We start from the raw sequence: 17,307 nt of genomic DNA on the forward strand, positions 1-17,307 counted from the left end.
GCACATTTGTTCGATTTCCACCCGTTTCGCTATTTGAAGGCTCCTGCGAATGCTCGCTGCGTCACTGATTTTCCTGCTGACCATCACTCTCGTCATCTGGCAACCCAAAGGTCTCGGCGTCGGCTGGAGTGCAACGTTGGGCGCCGTGCTGGCGTTGATTTTTGGCGTCGTTCACCTCACGGATATCCCGCTGGTCTGGCAGATCATCTGGAACGCCACCGGCACCTTCGTCGCGCTGATCATCATCAGCCTGTTGCTCGACGAGGCTGGCTTTTTCAATTGGGCAGCGCTGCACGTGGCGCGTTGGGGGCGGGGCAGTGGGCGCAAACTGTTTGCCTTCATGGTGCTGCTTGGTGCGCTGGTCTCTGCGTTGTTCGCCAATGACGGTGCGGCGCTGATTCTCACGCCGATCGTGATTTCGATGCTGCTGGCGCTGCGCTTTTCACCGGCGGCGACGCTGGCCTTCGTCATGGGCGCCGGGTTCATTGCCGACACGGCGAGCCTGCCGCTGGTGGTGTCGAACCTGGTCAACATCGTTTCGGCGGACTTCTTCCACATCGGCTTCAACCGCTATGCAGCGGTGATGGTGCCGGTCAACTTCGTCAGCGTGGCGGCGACGCTGGGGATGTTGCTGTGGTTTTTTCGCCGCGACATCCCGGCGGCGTACGATCCTGCACAACTGGAAAACCCGCATACCGCGATCCACGACAAAGCGACGTTCTATGCCGGTTGGGCAGTGCTGGTGATCCTGTTGATCGGCTGCTTCGCCCTCGAACCGCTGGGCATTCCGATCAGCGCAATTTCGGCGGTGTGTGCTGCGCTGCTACTGGGCATCGCTGCGCGCGGCCACAAGATCTCCACGCGCAAGGTTATGAAAGAAGCGCCGTGGCAGATCGTGATTTTCTCGCTGGGCATGTACCTGGTGGTGTACGGCCTGCGCAACGCCGGGCTCACCGGTTACCTCGCCGGATGGCTGGACGTGTTCGCTGAGCACGGTGTATGGGGCGCGGCCATGGGCACCGGGGTGCTGACGGCGCTGCTGTCGTCGATCATGAACAATCTGCCAACGGTACTGATCGGCTTGCTGTCGATCGATGCCAGTCAGGCCAGCGGGGTGATCAAGGAAGCGATGATCTACGCCAACGTGATCGGCAGCGACCTGGGGCCGAAGATCACTCCGATCGGCAGTCTGGCGACCTTGTTGTGGTTGCACGTGCTGGAGCGCAAGGGCATTCACATTGGCTGGGGCTATTACTTCCGCGTCGGGATTGTGCTGACGGTGCCGGTGTTGCTGGTGACGTTGGCGGCGTTGGCCGTGCGGTTATCCCTATAGATGGAGTTGCTCTTTTCGCGAGCAGGCTCGCTCCCACAGGGGATCGCATTCCACATTTGAAATGCATTCTTTGTGGGAGCGAGCCTGCTCGCGATTTGGGTCAGACACCACAAATCTCAGGTTTGGCCGGGGACATTCGGCCAAAGATCCGCCACCAGAAACAACCGCTCCGCCTCTTCCCATTCGCCCTGGGCATTCTCGGTCAGGCGTACCATCAACTGCGCCGGGGCCAGTGCTGGCAGGTCTGCCAGCCACAAACGCAGGTGCTCATCTGTCCAGACCTGATCCGCCGGGTAATGCGCCGGCGCCAGCCAGGCGTGGCGGGGCAGGGGTTGCCAGCGGCCCGGCGGGCGTTGGGCGACAAACGCCGGCCAGTCCTTCTGATGCAGCCAACTGCCACGCAGATGTTGCGGATGCGCGCCGTGCGGTGACTCGGCCTGACCGGGCCACGGGTACAGCAGATAACCGCCCAGCCACAACTGCGCGCTGAAGGTTTCGATATCCAGCGCCGCGAGCACCTCGCGGCTTTCCGGGCGCGCCGAGATCGGCAATTGATGCTCGGCCAGATGTGCCAGCTTACGATCCAGCCGATCATGACAACCCGGCCCCAGCCACTGCGCCGGATCGCGGCCATCGCCATCCTGCGGACCGAGGTAGAGCTTGATCGCCAGTTCCAGATGATGCACGCCGTCGCGGTCACGCAGCAGCATGTCGAGTTCGCCGAGGGTGTGCCCGGCGCGGCGAATCGGCAGGTTGGCGGCGATCAGTTCGATGCCCGGCGCATGCTCCACGGCGAACTGCCACAGACGCTCGTAATACAGGCCCAGACGCCGGGTGCGCGCCTGCGACAGCCATTGCAGCAGGCCGTAACTGTCGCGGTCGAGCTGATGCAGCCAATGTTCGAGGCGCTGCGGGTCGTGCACCCAGTCGCTGCCGGCAAGCGGATGGCGCTGGGGCCACGGCGTGGCGGCGAGCATCGGCGGGGCGAGGATCACCCACGCCAGGTCCCGCACTTCGGGATGGCGTAATCGATGGGGCAACTGCAACAAATCGGGAAACAGGATCATCTTGCGAGCATAGCCTTAAACCTGAGCGCACCCTTGAGGCTGAAAGGATTTTGTCTATCTGGCGCTTTCGCCCATAATCGGGTTTTCGCGTTTTCGATTGTCCGCAGAGGTCCCATGGAGCAATTTCGTAATATCGGCATCATCGGTCGCCTGGGCAGCTCCCAGGTGCTGGATACCGTCCGCCGACTGAAACGCTTTCTGCTCGACCGTCACCTGCATGTGATCCTCGAAGACACCATCGCTGAAGTCCTGCCCGGCCACGGCCTGCAAACCTCGTCGCGCAAGATGCTCGGCGAAGTCTGCGACATGGTCATCGTCGTCGGCGGTGACGGCAGCCTGCTCGGCGCTGCGCGGGCGCTGGCCAAGCACAATATTCCGGTGCTGGGCATCAACCGTGGCAGCCTCGGCTTCCTCACCGATATTCGCCCGGACGAGCTGGAAATCAAGGTCGCCGAAGTGCTCGACGGCCACTATCTGGTAGAAAACCGCTTCCTGCTGCAAGCCGAAGTGCGTCGCCATGGCGAGGCCATCGGCCAGGGCGATGCGCTCAACGATGTGGTGCTGCACCCGGGCAAATCGACGCGGATGATCGAATTCGAGCTGTATATCGACGGCCAGTTCGTCTGCAGCCAGAAGGCCGACGGCCTGATCGTCGCCACGCCGACCGGCTCCACTGCCTACGCCTTGTCTGCCGGCGGGCCGATCATGCATCCCAAGCTCGACGCTATTGTGATTGTGCCGATGTACCCCCATACCTTATCGGGACGGCCGATCGTGGTCGATGGCAACAGTGAGCTGAAAATCGTCGTGTCCAAAGATATGCAGATCTACCCGCAGGTGTCCTGCGACGGGCAGAACCACTTCACCTGTGCACCGGGCGACACCATTACCGTGAGCAAAAAGGCACAGAAGCTGCGCCTGATTCATCCGCTCGATCACAATTACTACGAGGTGTGCCGCACCAAGCTTGGCTGGGGCAGCAAGCTGGGGGGCGGAGGCGACTGATGCTCGATCCCGCGCGCAGTTACGACCTGATCGGTGACGTGCACGGATGCGCCATGACCCTCGAACACTTGCTGGACCGTCTCGGTTATCACAAGCAGGGCGGGGTCTGGCGGCATCCGTCACGCATGGCGGTGTTCGTCGGCGACATCATCGACCGTGGCCCGCGTATTCGCGAGGCATTGCACATCGTCCACGACATGGTCGAGGCGGGGCAGGCGCTGTGCATCATGGGCAACCACGAATTCAATGCGCTCGGCTGGGTCACCCCGGCGCCACCGGGCAGCGGCAAGCAGTTCGTGCGCGAACACACCAAGCGCCATGCGCGGCTGTTGCAGGAAACCCTGAGCCAATTCGAGGACCATCCCGGTGACTGGCATGACTTCCAGCAGTGGTTCTACGAGCTGCCGCTGTTCGTCGATGCCGGGCGGTTTCGCGTCGTCCATGCATGCTGGGATGCCGGGCTGATCGAGCCGATGCGGGCGCTGTTCCCCAATGGCTGCGTCGATGAGCATTTCCTCCAGGCCTCGGCGGTGCCCGGCAGCTTCGCCTGCACTGTGTTCGACCGCTTGCTGCGTGGTACCGACATGCGTCTGCCGGGCGGCCTGACCATGACCAGCGGCGACGGTCTGGTGCGTTCGTTCTTCCGCACCAAGTTCTGGGAGGACGACCCGAAAACCTATGGCGACATCGTGTTCCAGCCCGATGCACTGCCCGAACCTGTCGCGCAGACGCCGCTGACTTCCACCGAAAAGAATTCTTTGCTGCGCTATGGCGTCGACGAGCCGTTGCTGTTCGTCGGCCACTACTGGCGCAGCGGCAAACCGGCGCCGATCCGCCCGAACCTCGCGTGCCTGGATTACAGTGCCGTGCTCTACGGCAAACTGGTGGCCTATCGTCTGGACCAGGAAACGCGCCTGGATCCGCAAAAATTCGTCTGGGTCGATGTCGAGCGGCCGGAGGTGCTGCAATGAGTGCGATAGCGGTATTGCGCCTGCCGTTGGCGGTGGATCTGAGTGGTTTCGTCAAACTGCTGCAACGTATGCAAGTGCCCCATCGGGTCAGCGAAGAGGCGGGCGAGCAGGTGCTGTGGGCGCCGGAGGAAATCAGCGAGGACGTGCGTTCGTTGTACGAGCGCTTCCCGGCCGGCGACCCGGATCAGCAACTGGACATTCCCGTGGGCCAGACCTTCAAGCGCCCGAGCTTCGCCGAACAGCTGAAACACGCCAAAGCCACCGGGTTGATTCTGCTGTTGAGCCTGATCGTCGGTGGTCTGACCTTTCTCGGTGAAAATCTCGAGACGCTGCGCTGGCTGACCTTCCTCGATTTTCGCGTGATCGGCGAGTACATCCACTTCACGCCGCTGGCCGACAGCCTCGCGGCAGGGCAGTGGTGGCGGCTGGTCACGCCGATGCTGATCCACTTCGGCATCCTCCATCTGGCCATGAACGGCATGTGGTATTGGGAGCTGGGGCGGCGCATCGAGTCACGCCAGGGCAGCATCAACCTGATCGGCCTGACGCTGCTGTTCAGTCTGGTGTCCAACTACGCCCAGTTCGTCTGGAGCGGCCCGAGCCTGTTCGGCGGTCTGTCCGGCGTGCTTTACGGCTTGCTCGGGCATTGCTGGATCTTCCAGTTGCTGGCGCCGAACCCGGCCTATCGTTTGCCGCGCGGCGTGCTGGTGATGATGCTGGTGTGGCTGGTGGTGTGCATGTCCGGGGTGATTTCGCTGATCGGTTTCGGCCAGATCGCCAACGCCGCGCACCTGAGCGGGTTACTCATCGGATGCTTCACCGGTTTGTTGGGCGGTTTGTATAACCGCCGTAAACTGGCCGTCTAACATTTTTGTTTCAGCAAAGAGCACGGAGACCCTGATGTCCTCTTTCAACGACATGATCAGTAACATCACCCCGGACATCTACGAAAGCCTGAAGCTGGCCGTGGAAATCGGCAAATGGTCCGACGGCAACAAACTCACTGCCGAACAGCGCGAGCTGTCGTTGCAGGCGATGATTGCCTGGGAAATCCAGAACCTGCCGGAAGACCAGCGCACCGGTTACATGGGCCCGCAAGAATGTGCGTCGAAGTCGATCGAAGTGCCGAACATCCTGTTCAAGTCGGATGCCATCCATTGATCGAGATTGGCCGCGGTGCAATCAGCAAAATGTCCGCCCGTCTGGACGGGTCGAACGTGCAGTACGCGTTTCGTCTGGATGACGTCGAGGTGCCGGTCAATCCGTTGATCGGCAGCACGTTGCGTCTGGAATTTTTAGGGGCGATCCACTGCACCCATTGCGGGCGCAAGACCAAAACCAGTTTCAGTCAGGGTTATTGCTACCCGTGCATGACCAAACTGGCGCAGTGCGACCTGTGCATCATGAGCCCGGAGCGCTGCCACTTCGACGCCGGCACCTGCCGCGATCCGGTGTGGGGCCAGCAGTTCTGCATGACCGATCATGTGGTCTACCTGGCCAACTCGTCAGGGATCAAGGTCGGTATCACCCGGGCCACGCAGTTGCCGACCCGCTGGCTCGACCAAGGCGCGAGTCAGGCGCTGCCGATCATGCGCGTGTCGACACGGCAGCAATCGGGGTTTGTCGAAGACCTGTTCCGCAGCCAGGTGGCGGACAAGACCAACTGGCGCGCGCTGCTCAAGGGCGATGCGGCGGCGGTGGATCTGGCGCAGGTGCGCGATCAGTTGTTCGAAAGCTGTGCCGAAGGCCTGCAAGGGTTGCAGGAGCGATTCGGCCTACAGGCGATTCAGACGATTGCCGATGTCGAACCGCTGGAAATCCGCTATCCCGTCGAGCAATACCCGGCGAAAATCGTCAGCTTCAACCTGGACAAGAACCCGATTGCCGAAGGCATGCTGCTGGGGATCAAGGGCCAGTACCTGATCTTCGACACCGGCGTGATCAACATTCGTAGATACACGGCTTATCAGCTCGCCGTGCATCAATAAGGATTCCAGCATGCGCACCGAACAACCGAAGATGATTTACCTCAAGGACTATCAGGCGCCCGAGTACCTGATCGACGAAACGCACCTGACCTTCGAGTTGTTCGAGGACCACAGCCTGGTTCACGCGCAACTGGTGATGCGCCGTAATCCTGAACGTGGCGCCGGCCTGCCGCCGCTGGTGCTCGACGGCCAGCAACTTGAGCTGCTGTCGGTGACGCTGGCGGACCAGGAGCTGAGCGCCGCTGACTATCAAGTCTCCGACAGCCACCTGACTCTGCAGCCAACCAGTGAAACCTTCACTCTCGACACCAGCGTGCGCATCCACCCGGAAACCAATACCGCGCTGGAAGGCCTGTACAAGTCCGGCACCATGTTCTGCACTCAGTGCGAGGCCGAAGGCTTCCGCAAGATCACCTATTACCTCGACCGCCCGGACGTGATGAGCAAGTTCACCACCACCGTCGTGGCCGAACAGCACAGCTACCCGGTGCTGCTCTCCAACGGTAACCCGATCGCTTCCGGCCCCGGTGAAGACGGCCGGCACTGGGCGACCTGGGAAGATCCGTTCAAGAAACCGGCGTACCTGTTTGCGCTGGTCGCCGGTGATCTGTGGTGCGTCGAAGACACCTTCACCACCATGAGCCAGCGCAACGTCGCGCTGCGCATTTATGTCGAGCCGGAAAACATCGACAAGTGCCAGCACGCGATGAACAGCCTGAAGAAATCCATGCGCTGGGACGAAGAGGTCTACGGTCGCGAGTACGATCTGGACATCTTCATGATCGTCGCCGTCAACGATTTCAACATGGGCGCGATGGAGAACAAGGGCCTCAACATTTTCAACTCCAGCGCCGTGCTGGCCCGCGCTGAAACCGCGACCGACGCCGCGCACCAGCGGGTCGAGGCGATCGTCGCCCATGAATACTTCCACAACTGGTCGGGCAACCGCGTGACCTGCCGCGACTGGTTCCAGCTGTCGCTCAAGGAAGGCTTCACGGTGTTCCGCGATGCCGGTTTCTCCTCGGACATGAACTCGGCGACGGTCAAGCGCATTCAGGACGTGGCCTATCTGCGTACTCACCAGTTCGCCGAAGATGCCGGGCCGATGGCCCACGCCGTGCGTCCGGACAGCTTCATCGAGATTTCCAACTTCTACACCCTGACCGTGTACGAAAAAGGCTCGGAAGTGGTCGGCATGATCCACACCCTGCTGGGCGCCGAAGGCTTCCGTAAGGGCAGCGATCTGTATTTCGAACGCCACGACGGTCAGGCCGTGACCTGCGACGACTTCGTCAAGGCCATGGAAGATGCCAATGGCGTTGATCTCAGCCAGTTCAAACGCTGGTACAGCCAGGCCGGCACACCGCGTCTGGCCGTCAGCGAGTCCTACGACGCTGCGGCGAAAACCTACAGTCTGACCTTCCGCCAGAGCTGCCCGCCGACCCCGGACAAGGTAGAAAAACTGCCGTTCGTGATTCCGGTCGAGCTCGGGCTGCTTGATAGCCAGGGCAACGAAATCGCCCTGCGTCTGGCCGGCGAAGCCTCGGCACAAGGCACCACTCGGGTGATCTCGGTGACCGAAGCCGAGCAGACCTTCACTTTTGTCGACATCAACGCACAGCCGCTGCCGTCGCTGCTGCGTGGCTTCTCGGCGCCAGTGAAATTGAGTTTCCCGTACAACCGCGACCAACTGATGTTCCTGATGCAGCACGACAGCGACGGCTTCAACCGCTGGGATGCCGGTCAGCAACTGTCGGTGCAAGTGCTTCAAGAGTTGATCGGCCAGCATCAGAAAGGCGAGAGCCTGAAGCTCGATCCGCGTTTGGTGTCGGCGCTGCGCACGGTGCTGTCCGACGAGTCGCTGGATCAGGCGATGGTTGCCGAAATGCTCTCGTTGCCGGGTGAGGCTTATCTCACCGAGATCAGCGAAGTGGCCGACGTCGAGGCGATTCATGTCGCGCGCGAATTCGCCCGCAAGCAACTCGCCGAAGGTTTGTTCGAAGCGCTGTGGCTGCGTTATCAGGCCAACCGCGATCTGTCGAAGAAAACTCCGTACGTGGCTGAGGCCGAGCACTTCGCCCGTCGCGCCTTGCAGAACATCGCCCTGTCGTACCTGATGCTCAGCGGCAAGCCGGGAGTGTTGGCAGCGGCGCTGGAGCAATTCGAGGCTGCCGACAACATGACCGAGCGCCTGACCGCGCTGGCGGTGCTGGTCAACTCGCCGTTCGAAGAGCAGAAGGCCCTGGCTTTGGCCAGCTTCGCCGAGCACTTCAAGGACAATCCGCTGGTCATGGATCAGTGGTTCAGCGTGCAGGCCGGCAGCACCTTGCCGGGCGGTTTGGCGCGCGTTAAGGCGTTGATGCAGCACCCGGCGTTCAACATCAAGAACCCGAACAAGGTGCGGGCACTGATCGGCGCGTTCGCCGGGCAGAACCTGATCAACTTCCACGCGGCGGACGGTTCCGGTTATCGCTTCCTTGCCGATCTGGTGATCGAACTGAACGGTTTCAACCCACAGATCGCCTCACGTCAATTGGCACCGCTGACCCGCTGGCGCAAATACGACAGCGCGCGTCAGGCGTTGATGAAGGCTGAATTGGAGCGGATTCTGGCGTCCGGGTCGCTGTCCAGCGATGTGTATGAAGTGGTGAGCAAGAGCCTCGCGTAACGCTGATAAATGTTGGGGCGTTTAATTGATCGTTCCCATGCTCTGCGTGGGAACAATCAACAAAAAAATGCCGCTCAACGAGCGGCATTTTCATTGGCACAACAAACAGCTATTTACGCAGGTCAAACCGATCCAGATTCATCACCTTCGTCCATGCCTTGACGAAATCGTTAACGAACTGCGCCTTCGCGTCGGAACTGGCATACACCTCGGCCAAGGCGCGCAATTGCGCATTCGAGCCGAACACCAGATCCACCCGAGTCGCCGTCCACTTTGGCGCCCCGGTCTTGCGGTCACGGCCTTCAAACTCATCGGCATCCCGTGACGTTGGGGTCCACTCAACTCCCATGTCCAGCAGGTGGGTGAAAAAGTCATTGCTCAGCGTTTCGGTTTTATCGGTGAACACGCCGTGCCGCGTCTGGCCGACATTGGTGTTCAATACCCGCAAACCACCCAGCAGCACGGTCATTTCCGGTGCCGTGAGCGTCAGCAATTGCGCCTTGTCGATCAGCAAGGTTTCTGCCGCAACCGTGTATTTGCCTTTGCTGTAATTGCGGAAACCATCGGCGATCGGTTCGAGGAAGCCGAACGATTCGACATCGGTCTGCTCCTGCGAAGCATCGACGCGGCCCGGTGAAAACGGCACCGACACCGAATGCCCGGCGTTCTGCGCGGCTTTTTCCACTCCGGCATTACCGGCCAGGACGATCAGGTCCGCCAACGAGATCTTCTTGCCATTGGCAGCAGAACCGTTGAACTCGTTCTGAATGCTTTCCAGCGTGCTCAGCACTTTGTCCAGTTGTTCGGGCTGGTTGGCCTGCCAGAACTTCTGCGGGGCCAGACGCAAGCGTCCGCCGTTGGCGCCACCGCGCTTGTCCGAACCGCGGAAGGTCGATGCTGCAGCCCACGCGGTCGAAACCAGTTGCGACACTGACAACCCTGAAGCCAGCACCTTGTTTTTCAGCGCCGTGGCGTCGCTGTCATCGATCAGCGGGTGCGTCACGTCGGGCAGCGGGTCTTGCCAGAGCAACTCCTCTTGCGGCAATTCCGGGCCGAGGTAGCGAGAGAGCGGACCCATGTCGCGATGGATCAGCTTGTACCAGGCGCGGGCGAATGCGTCGGCGAGCTGATCGGGATTGGCCAGGAAACGCCGGGAAATCTGCTCGTATGCAGGATCGAAGCGCAACGCCAGGTCGGAGGTGAGCATGGTCGGCGCAAGCTTCTTGTTCGGATCGTGGGCGTGGGGAACGGTGCCGGCACCGGCGCCGTTTTTCGGTTGCCACTGATGGGCGCCCGCCGGGCTTTTGGTCAGCTCCCACTCGAAGCCGAACAGGTTTTCCAGATAGTTGTTGCTCCACTGCGTTGGTGTGGTGGTCCAGGTCACTTCCAGACCACTGGTAATGGTGTCGGCGCCTTTACCGGTGCCGAAGGCGTTTTTCCAGCCCAGACCCTGTTGCTCCAGACCGGCCGCTTCCGGCTCTGGGCCGACATTGTCGGCCGGGCCGGCGCCGTGGGTCTTACCGAACGCGTGGCCGCCGGCGATCAGTGCCACGGTTTCTTCGTCGTTCATGGCCATGCGGCCGAAGGTTTCGCGAATATCCTTGGCCGAGGCCACCGGATCCGGGTTGCCTTCCGGGCCTTCCGGATTGACGTAGATCAGGCCCATCTGTACGGCGGCGAGGGGATTTTCCAGATTGCGTTCGCCCTGATCGGTGCGGCTTTCTTCACGGCCATGCAAATCGGGCTCAGCCACCAGCGTGCCGTCACCGGGCTCTTGCACCGGGCCATTGCTCTTGCCGTAACGGTTGTCGCCGCCCAGCCACTCGGTTTCCGAACCCCAGTACACGTCTTCATCCGGTTCCCAGACATCGGCGCGGCCCCCGGAAAAACCGAAGGTCTTGAAGCCCATGGACTCCAGCGCGACGTTGCCGGTGAGCACGATCAGGTCGGCCCAGGAAATGTTGCGCCCGTATTTCTGCTTGATCGGCCACAGCAGGCGGCGGGCCTTGTCGAGGCTGACGTTGTCCGGCCAGCTGTTGAGCGGGGCGAAGCGTTGCTGACCGGAGCCGGCGCCGCCACGACCATCGGCGGTGCGATAGGTCCCGGCGCTGTGCCAGGCCATGCGCACGAAGAGTGGGCCGTAATGGCCGAAATCGGCCGGCCACCAATCCTGGGAGTCAGTCATCAGCGCTCTGATGTCCTGTTTCAGCGCCTGAAAATCGAGGCTTTTGAAGGCTTTGGCGTAGTCGAAGTCCTGGCCCAGCGGATCGGACTTGGGGGAATGCTGGCTGAGGATTTTGAGGTTGAGTTGATTCGGCCACCAGTCACGGTTCGTCGTACCGCCGCCGGCGGCGTGGTTGAACGGGCATTTCGATTCGTTTGCCATGTTCGTATCCCTATCAGGTCTGCGGCCGGCTCGTGCCGACTTCGGACTGGTAAGGCTAGACCCGAGTTGGCGAGTCGGCTAATAGCCGCAGTCTTGGCGGGCGATAGGCAGGCTCTTTTGCTAGCGCGATATCGTGATGCAAAAGCGGCGTTATTTCGAAGCGATCTTAAAAACTGTCAGCTTTGACAGTGGTTGATACCACGCAATCCCAATACGTTGGAGTCAACGCAACGTCACCTTTACCTCAAGGGAATATCGACATGTCTCAGGACAGAACAAGTGACCTTATGAACAAACGAAATGCTACCGGTAGCTTTGTCGCGTTTCTCGATGACGATAAATTTCTGGAGAGCAAGTTATGTGTTTATGCAGAGACCGAGAAGGAATTTATCATCATCGGAACTGAAGATTTTATAAACACGGTCGATTTGTCTGTGCCGAATTCGTTGGAGGGAGATGGGCCTCACACAGTGACTTTTCCAACCATGGGACGGTATTGGAAGGTTGTGATCAATCATTTTGACCAACCCATTATTGAGGGTGAACTCATCGTCACCTTTGCCAATTTTCGCAAAACCGTAACAGGCACTTTTGCTCTGGATCTGGGAAAAGCCGGGAAAGTGACAGGCAATTTCGATCTTACACTCGATACCCCAAGGCAAAGTGACAGGCGAGCGCAGCCTTTATAAATAAAGACGTCAACTCGATTGCGCGGTGTCGTCCTCGGGCACGTCATCAAGAATGTCATCCTGCCCAGGCAGTTCAGTGATCACGCTGAAGTCCGAGACCTCGACCGCGCCATTGCCATAGCCCAGCAAATGAAACGAGAAGGCTTTGCGCGGCTGCGGGTTTTCAAAGCTGAAGTCCATCTCCAGCGGCTGATCCGCCGTGGCGACCATTTCTGCTGGCAGGCCCAGTTGCACGTCCTGTTCAAATTCCTTGGCCTTGAGCTGAATGTACGCCGCCTGCTGCGGATCGACCGAGCGCACGGTCAGGCGCACGCGGGTCTGCGAGCCTTTGGGCATTTCCAGGTATTGCGCGCCGATCAGGTTGTCGGCCCAGTCATCCTTGATCTGCGCTTGCAGAGGGATGATGTTGTTGCTGCCGAACTGGTAGCGATGATTGAGCGGTGTGCGCAGCAAGGACAGGTCCAGCGCATCGGCGCGCGCGGCGATCTGCCGGGCCGGATGGCCGCTGTAGGTGCCTTTGTAAGTGGCGCTTTCGGCGATGAAGCCGGTGCTTTGGTAATAGCGGCAGCGGCGCGGCAGGTCGCATTCGGAGAAGATGCCCTGACCGTTGTGGTAACGCAGTTTGCCGTTGGTGAACGACATGATCTCGCGCCCGGAATCGTAGTCGCGAAACAGCGACCGCCCGCTCAGCGCAGACGGCACCGGCAGGTCGAAATAGTCGAGGATCGAGGTGCTCAGATCGACGTGGCCGTAGACCCCGGCATTCAGGCGCGGCAGTTGCGCTTGCTCCGGTGCCAGCGTCAGGTTGAAGCCCCACGAGGAGGCCAGCCGCACGCCGTCGATACCGTGGGATTCATCCGAGGTGATCACCACCAACGTGTCCTTGAGAATGCCTTGGCGCTCCAGCCCTGAAAGAAACTGATCCAGCGCATCGTCGAGATAACCCACAGCAGCCTGCTTCGGCGTTTCATAACGCTGCAGATAATCCTCCGGTGCGGAGTAGGGCTGGTGGGTGCCGACCGTCAGCAGCGTCAACATCCACGACTGCTTTTGCTTTTTCAACTGGCCGACATAATCCAGCGCACCTTCGAAAAACGCCTTGTCATCCTTGCCCCAAGGGAATTCCAGATAGTTGCTGTTGCTGAACCATTCCCGACCGTGGGTCGCATCGAAACCGATGTGCGGCATGATCTTGTCTTTGGCCATGAAGCGCAGGCCAGCGCCCTGCAAGTAATGAGTGCTGAAACCGTGTTCGCGCAGCTGCGCCGGCAGGCAGGCCTGATTGCGCTCGTTGAGGGTGAGCATTTCCACGCCTTTGGGCGTGCCGTTGTTGAGCTTGTCGTAGTCACCGCACAGCATGGCGTAGAGGCCGCGAATGGTCTGATGGGTGTGCAGCACGTAATCCGGTGTGTTCATGCCGCGCTCGGCCCAGCGGCTGAGGTTGGGCATCAGGTCTTCCTGATAGTGACTGTCGATCGCCTCGCGGTTGGCGCGGATGTAGGCGCCGGGAATGCCTTCCAAAGCGATGATCAATACGTTGCGCGCCTGCCCCGGCGCGGCCAGCAGCTTCTGGCCATTGAGATCGACGTCGGTGAGGCCGGCCATCGCAGGTGTCGGTTCTTCAATGTCGCCGTCCAGCCATTCCTCGGCCTGGATCTGCAGGTCGGCGACTTCACTGGCGAGCAATTGATGCGGCAGGTTGTACAAACGCCAGGCATCGCCGTCATTCGGCCACAGGTTTTGCGCGCCCCAGTGGGCGGCGAACAACACGATCGGCGCGGCCCAGGCAGCGCGCGGCAATGCCGGACGAGCCAGGCTGCGCCCCATAAATTGGGCCAGTAGCCAGAAAACCAAAGTACCCAGCAAAGCAATGGCCAGGGCAGGGTGCGCAAGTCCGCCGCCAGTGGAATTCTCGACGAACTGCGGGTCGATCAGATAGTGAACATCCGAAGGCGTCGGCAGGCGGCCGACGGCGCTGACCAATTCTGCCGTGGCGACCGCCAGCAGCGCCCAGAACACCAGTACCGGCAAGGCCAGCCACCACGTACGGCGATGCAGCGCTACCACCAGCAGACTACCCACGGCCAGATCCGACAAAAAGCCCAGCGGTGTCGACCAGCCCAACGCTGCACGCAGGCACACCGGCACGATCAATACCAGAACGATTAGAGAAAGAAGACGGGCATTCGGCCGCCGCAGCCAGTTGAAAAGAGCGCTCACAAAAAAAGCCTGCTTGTCATCAAAGGGTCAAAAAAGTCTGGGTGATGATATCAAGGGCAGGAAGGCTGATCGGCTTTTTAAAACCTGCGGCCGGCGATCCCCGAAACGGCGCGTGCCCATAGCGGGCGTGGGTTGTGGGACGCAGTGCCATTTTCCCGAGGGGCAGTTTTTTGTTTCAGACTGTTGTAGGTCCATCCACTGCTCCTGAATTCCAGCAGCAGACGTCAAATCGCTCAGTGCTATCGATATGCGATAAAGATATTTAATTTCAATTTTTTATAGCTATAAAGTCAGGCCTTTCAGCCCATCCCCATGCTGCGAGGTTGTCATGGCCACACCGTTCAAACGTTCTGCGCTGACTCTGTTGGCCGCTACTCTGGCAGCGGGTGCGCTGTTCAGTAGCGGCGCCCAGGCCGAGGGCAAGATCAGCATCGCCCAACAATTCGGCATTGGTTACCTGATTCTCGACGTCGTGCGCGACCAACAGCTGATCGAGAAACACGGTAAGGCTCAAGGCCTGGAGATCAAGGTCGACTGGAACAGCATTTCCGGCGCCACCGCCATGAATGAGGCGCTGCTCACCGGAGCGCTGGACGTCGTCTCGGCCGGCGTGCCGCCAATGCTCACTGTGTGGGACCGCACCAAGGGCAAACAGAACGTCAAAGCCATCGCCGCGCTGGGCTCGATGCCCAATTACCTGCTGACCAACAACCCGAATATCAAAACCCTCAAGGACTTCAGCGACAAGGATCGCATCGCCGTGCCAGCCGCAGGCGTAGGCTTCCAGTCGCGCACCCTGCAGATCGAAACCGCCAGGGAATTCGGTGACGACCAGTTCAAGAAATTCGACAACATCTCAGTCAGCCTGCCGCACCCGGACGCCACCGCCGCGCTGATTGCCGGCGGCTCGGAAATCAACTCGCATTTCTCCAGCCCACCGTTCCAGTACCAGGCTCTGCAAAACCCCAACGTGCACAAAGTGCTGAGTTCCTACGACATCCTCGGCGGCCCGGCGACGTTCAACGTGCTCTACACCACAGAAAAATTCCACGACGAAAACCCGAAAACCTACAAGGCGTTCTACGACGCACTGGCCGAAGCCGAGAAGATCATCAAGGCCGACAAACCCGCCGCCGCCCAAGCCTACATCCGCGTCGAACAATCGAAACTGCCGCTGGCACTGGTCGAGCAAATCGTCAAAGACCCGGAAATCGACTTCACCGTCGTACCGCAACGCACGTTCATCTATGCCGAGAAACTGCAGGAACTGGGCGTGTTGAAGAACAAAGCGGCGAGCTGGAAGGATTACTTCTTTGAAGAAGCGCATGGTGGTGCGGGGAGTTGAGGGATTGGGCATCACCCGGAACTACTGGAGTGAGCCTGCTCGCGATGAGGCCCTCGCCGACAACCATAATCCCAATCCAGACTTCTGCTGGAAAATCCCCGCAAAACCGACAGCCAATCCCACCCAATCTCCCCAATCCACTGGCGCTAACAAGGCGCTCAGCTATAAAGAATGAGTGGTCAGGTCTTCCGCGGCCGGTTGGGTTGCGGGAGTTTGTCTCTCTTTACCGCGGGTCGTCCTATGAATAATCCTGGGAAACGCGTATTGCCGTTGGCTTTACTTGCAGTGTTGTTGGCCGGTTGTGCCAGTCCTCCACCCCCTGCGCCTGTCGCGCCGCCGCCACCGCCGGAACGTCGGTGTGAGGTGCTGGAGAATACTGAGGTTGCCGGGGACATGTATGTGGATGGGCAGGTAACGCGCCACATCACCACTACCCGTTGCATAACCCAATAAGATTCGCGATTCCTCGATTGCAAGAGGCCTGGAATCCTGCAGTGACCCTGTGGGAGCGAGCCTGCTCGCGAATGCGTGATATCAGTCAAAACATAGCTGACTGACCCAACGCTTTCGCGAGCAGGCCCGCTCCCACACGGGTTAGCAATTTGCCCTGGAAATCAGGACAGGAATCCGCCATCCACATTCAGCGCCACGCCGGTGGTGTAGCTCGACGCATCGCTGGCCAGGTACAACACCGCGCCGGCCATTTCGCTTGGGTCGGCTACGCGTTTGAGTGGGATCTGGGTCAGTGCCTGTTTCAGAATCGCATCGTTCTTGACCAGCGCCGAGGCGAATTTGGTGTCGGTCAGGCCGGGGAGCAGGGCGTTGCAGCGGATGCCGAATTGCGCGCATTCCTTGGCGAAGACTTTGGTCATGTTGATGACCGCCGCTTTGGTTACCGAATAGATGCCCTGGAAAATGCCCGGCGAGATGCCGTTGATCGAGGCGACGTTGATGATGCTGCCGCCACCGTTTTCGCGCATGAGCTTGCCGGCTTCGACCGACATGAAGAAGTAGCCACGAATGTTCACATCGACGGTCTTCTGGAATGCACCGAGATCGGTGTCGAGCACGTTGCAGAATTGCGGGTTGGTCGCGGCGTTGTTGACGAGGATGTCGAGGCGGCCGAATTGTTCCTTGATCCCGGCGAAGACCTGGCTGATCTGCTCCATCTCACCGATGTGGCAGGCCACGGCTGTTGCCTTGCCGCCGGCGGCGGTGATGGCGTCGGCGACGTGTTGGCAGCCTTCGAGCTTGCGGCTCGAGACGATCACATGGGCGCCTTGCTGGGCCAGCAGTTTGGCGATGGCTTCACCGATGCCACGGCTGGCGCCGGAGACGAAAGCGATTTTGCCGTCGAGGTCGAACAACTGAGTCTTGGACATGGGTTTCCCTTGTTGAAAGTCTTGTTATTGGCCCGGATCAGAGGCTGGATTTCTGAATGACCTGCAGGCTCATCTGCTCCAGCAGTTTGTTCATTTGAATGAACTGCGCGAAGCGTTTGTCCTGCGTCTGGCCATGGTAGAAGCGGTAGTAGATCTGCTGCACGATGCCGGCCAGGCGGAACAGGCCGTAGGTGTAGTAGAAGTCGAAATTGTCGATCCGGATGCCCGAGCGCTCGGCGTAGTAGTCGACGAA

Annotated in this window: 13 protein-coding genes and 1 pseudogene; 9 read left to right on the top strand and 5 right to left on the bottom strand. The window is 60.1% G+C overall.

Annotation, left to right across the window (positions count from 1 at the left end; translation table 11 throughout):
• Positions 1-49 precede the first annotated feature (49 nt).
• Positions 50-1,333, top strand: a complete 1,284-nt coding sequence (locus BXA01_RS26770; protein ID WP_076567551.1) for an arsenic transporter — start codon at positions 50-52, stop codon at positions 1,331-1,333.
• Between the two features lie 116 nt (positions 1,334-1,449).
• Here the strand turns inward: BXA01_RS26770 and BXA01_RS26775 are convergent, their stop codons facing one another.
• Positions 1,450-2,400 carry a DUF1853 family protein gene (locus tag BXA01_RS26775; RefSeq protein ID WP_076567554.1) on the bottom strand — a complete coding sequence of 317 codons (951 nt, stop codon included), beginning with the start codon at positions 2,398-2,400 and terminating at the stop codon, positions 1,450-1,452.
• 114 nt (positions 2,401-2,514) lie between these two features.
• Here BXA01_RS26775 and BXA01_RS26780 point away from each other — a divergent pair, with 114 nt between their 5' ends.
• From BXA01_RS26780 to pepN, 6 genes are read left to right on the top strand one after another with little or no spacing between them, the layout of a single operon-like run.
• On the top strand, positions 2,515-3,405 hold the full coding sequence (locus tag BXA01_RS26780) for an NAD(+) kinase (RefSeq protein WP_016774212.1): 891 nt from the start codon (positions 2,515-2,517) through the stop codon (positions 3,403-3,405).
• Entirely contained in the window at positions 3,405-4,376 is a 972-nt protein-coding gene (locus BXA01_RS26785; RefSeq protein ID WP_076567556.1) for a metallophosphoesterase, read from the top strand. The genes BXA01_RS26780 and BXA01_RS26785 overlap by 1 nt, the downstream gene beginning before the upstream one ends.
• Positions 4,373-5,242 (top strand): rhomboid family intramembrane serine protease, encoded by an 870-nt coding sequence (locus BXA01_RS26790; protein ID WP_076567559.1) that lies wholly within the window; start codon positions 4,373-4,375, stop codon positions 5,240-5,242. Before BXA01_RS26785 ends, BXA01_RS26790 begins: the two co-directional genes overlap by 4 nt.
• Positions 5,243-5,276: 34 nt before the next feature.
• The gene (locus BXA01_RS26795) at positions 5,277-5,537 is read left to right on the top strand and encodes a YeaC family protein (protein ID WP_042609561.1); all 261 of its coding nucleotides are present in this window, start codon (positions 5,277-5,279) and stop codon (positions 5,535-5,537) included.
• Positions 5,534-6,364, top strand: a complete 831-nt coding sequence (locus tag BXA01_RS26800; protein WP_076567562.1) for a DUF2797 domain-containing protein — start codon at positions 5,534-5,536, stop codon at positions 6,362-6,364. The genes BXA01_RS26795 and BXA01_RS26800 overlap by 4 nt, the downstream gene beginning before the upstream one ends.
• 10 nt (positions 6,365-6,374) lie before the next feature.
• On the top strand, positions 6,375-9,032 hold the full coding sequence (gene pepN, locus BXA01_RS26805; protein ID WP_076567565.1) for an aminopeptidase N: 2,658 nt from the start codon (positions 6,375-6,377) through the stop codon (positions 9,030-9,032).
• 109 nt (positions 9,033-9,141) lie between these two features.
• Here the strand turns inward: pepN and katG are convergent, their stop codons facing one another.
• The gene (katG, locus tag BXA01_RS26810; protein WP_076567568.1) at positions 9,142-11,418 is read right to left on the bottom strand and encodes a catalase/peroxidase HPI; all 2,277 of its coding nucleotides are present in this window, start codon (positions 11,416-11,418) and stop codon (positions 9,142-9,144) included.
• Positions 11,419-11,678: 260 nt separating this feature from the next.
• On the opposite strand from katG, the gene BXA01_RS26815 reads away from it, so the two are divergent.
• A complete protein-coding gene (locus tag BXA01_RS26815; RefSeq protein ID WP_076567570.1) occupies positions 11,679-12,107 on the top strand; it encodes a hypothetical protein in 429 nt (142 codons plus the stop codon).
• 9 nt (positions 12,108-12,116) lie between these two features.
• Here BXA01_RS26815 and BXA01_RS26820 read toward each other — a convergent pair whose 3' ends face one another.
• A complete protein-coding gene (locus BXA01_RS26820; protein WP_076567573.1) occupies positions 12,117-14,327 on the bottom strand; it encodes an LTA synthase family protein in 2,211 nt (736 codons plus the stop codon).
• Positions 14,328-14,655: 328 nt separating this feature from the next.
• On the opposite strand from BXA01_RS26820, the gene BXA01_RS26825 reads away from it, so the two are divergent.
• Positions 14,656-15,672: an ABC transporter substrate-binding protein gene (locus tag BXA01_RS26825; protein WP_076567576.1), complete on the top strand. Its 1,017-nt coding sequence runs from the start codon at positions 14,656-14,658 to the stop codon at positions 15,670-15,672.
• A 614-nt stretch (positions 15,673-16,286) separates the two neighbouring features.
• On the opposite strand, the gene BXA01_RS26830 is transcribed toward BXA01_RS26825, so the two are convergent.
• The gene (locus BXA01_RS26830; RefSeq protein ID WP_024013283.1) at positions 16,287-17,054 is read right to left on the bottom strand and encodes an SDR family oxidoreductase; all 768 of its coding nucleotides are present in this window, start codon (positions 17,052-17,054) and stop codon (positions 16,287-16,289) included.
• 37 nt (positions 17,055-17,091) lie between these two features.
• Positions 17,092-17,307: pseudogene (locus BXA01_RS27395) on the bottom strand (phosphotransferase family protein); the annotation flags it as partial.

It is taken from the genome of Pseudomonas sp. B10, assembly GCF_900156235.1.
GTDB classification, from domain to species: Bacteria; Pseudomonadota; Gammaproteobacteria; order Pseudomonadales; family Pseudomonadaceae; genus Aquipseudomonas; species Aquipseudomonas siliginis.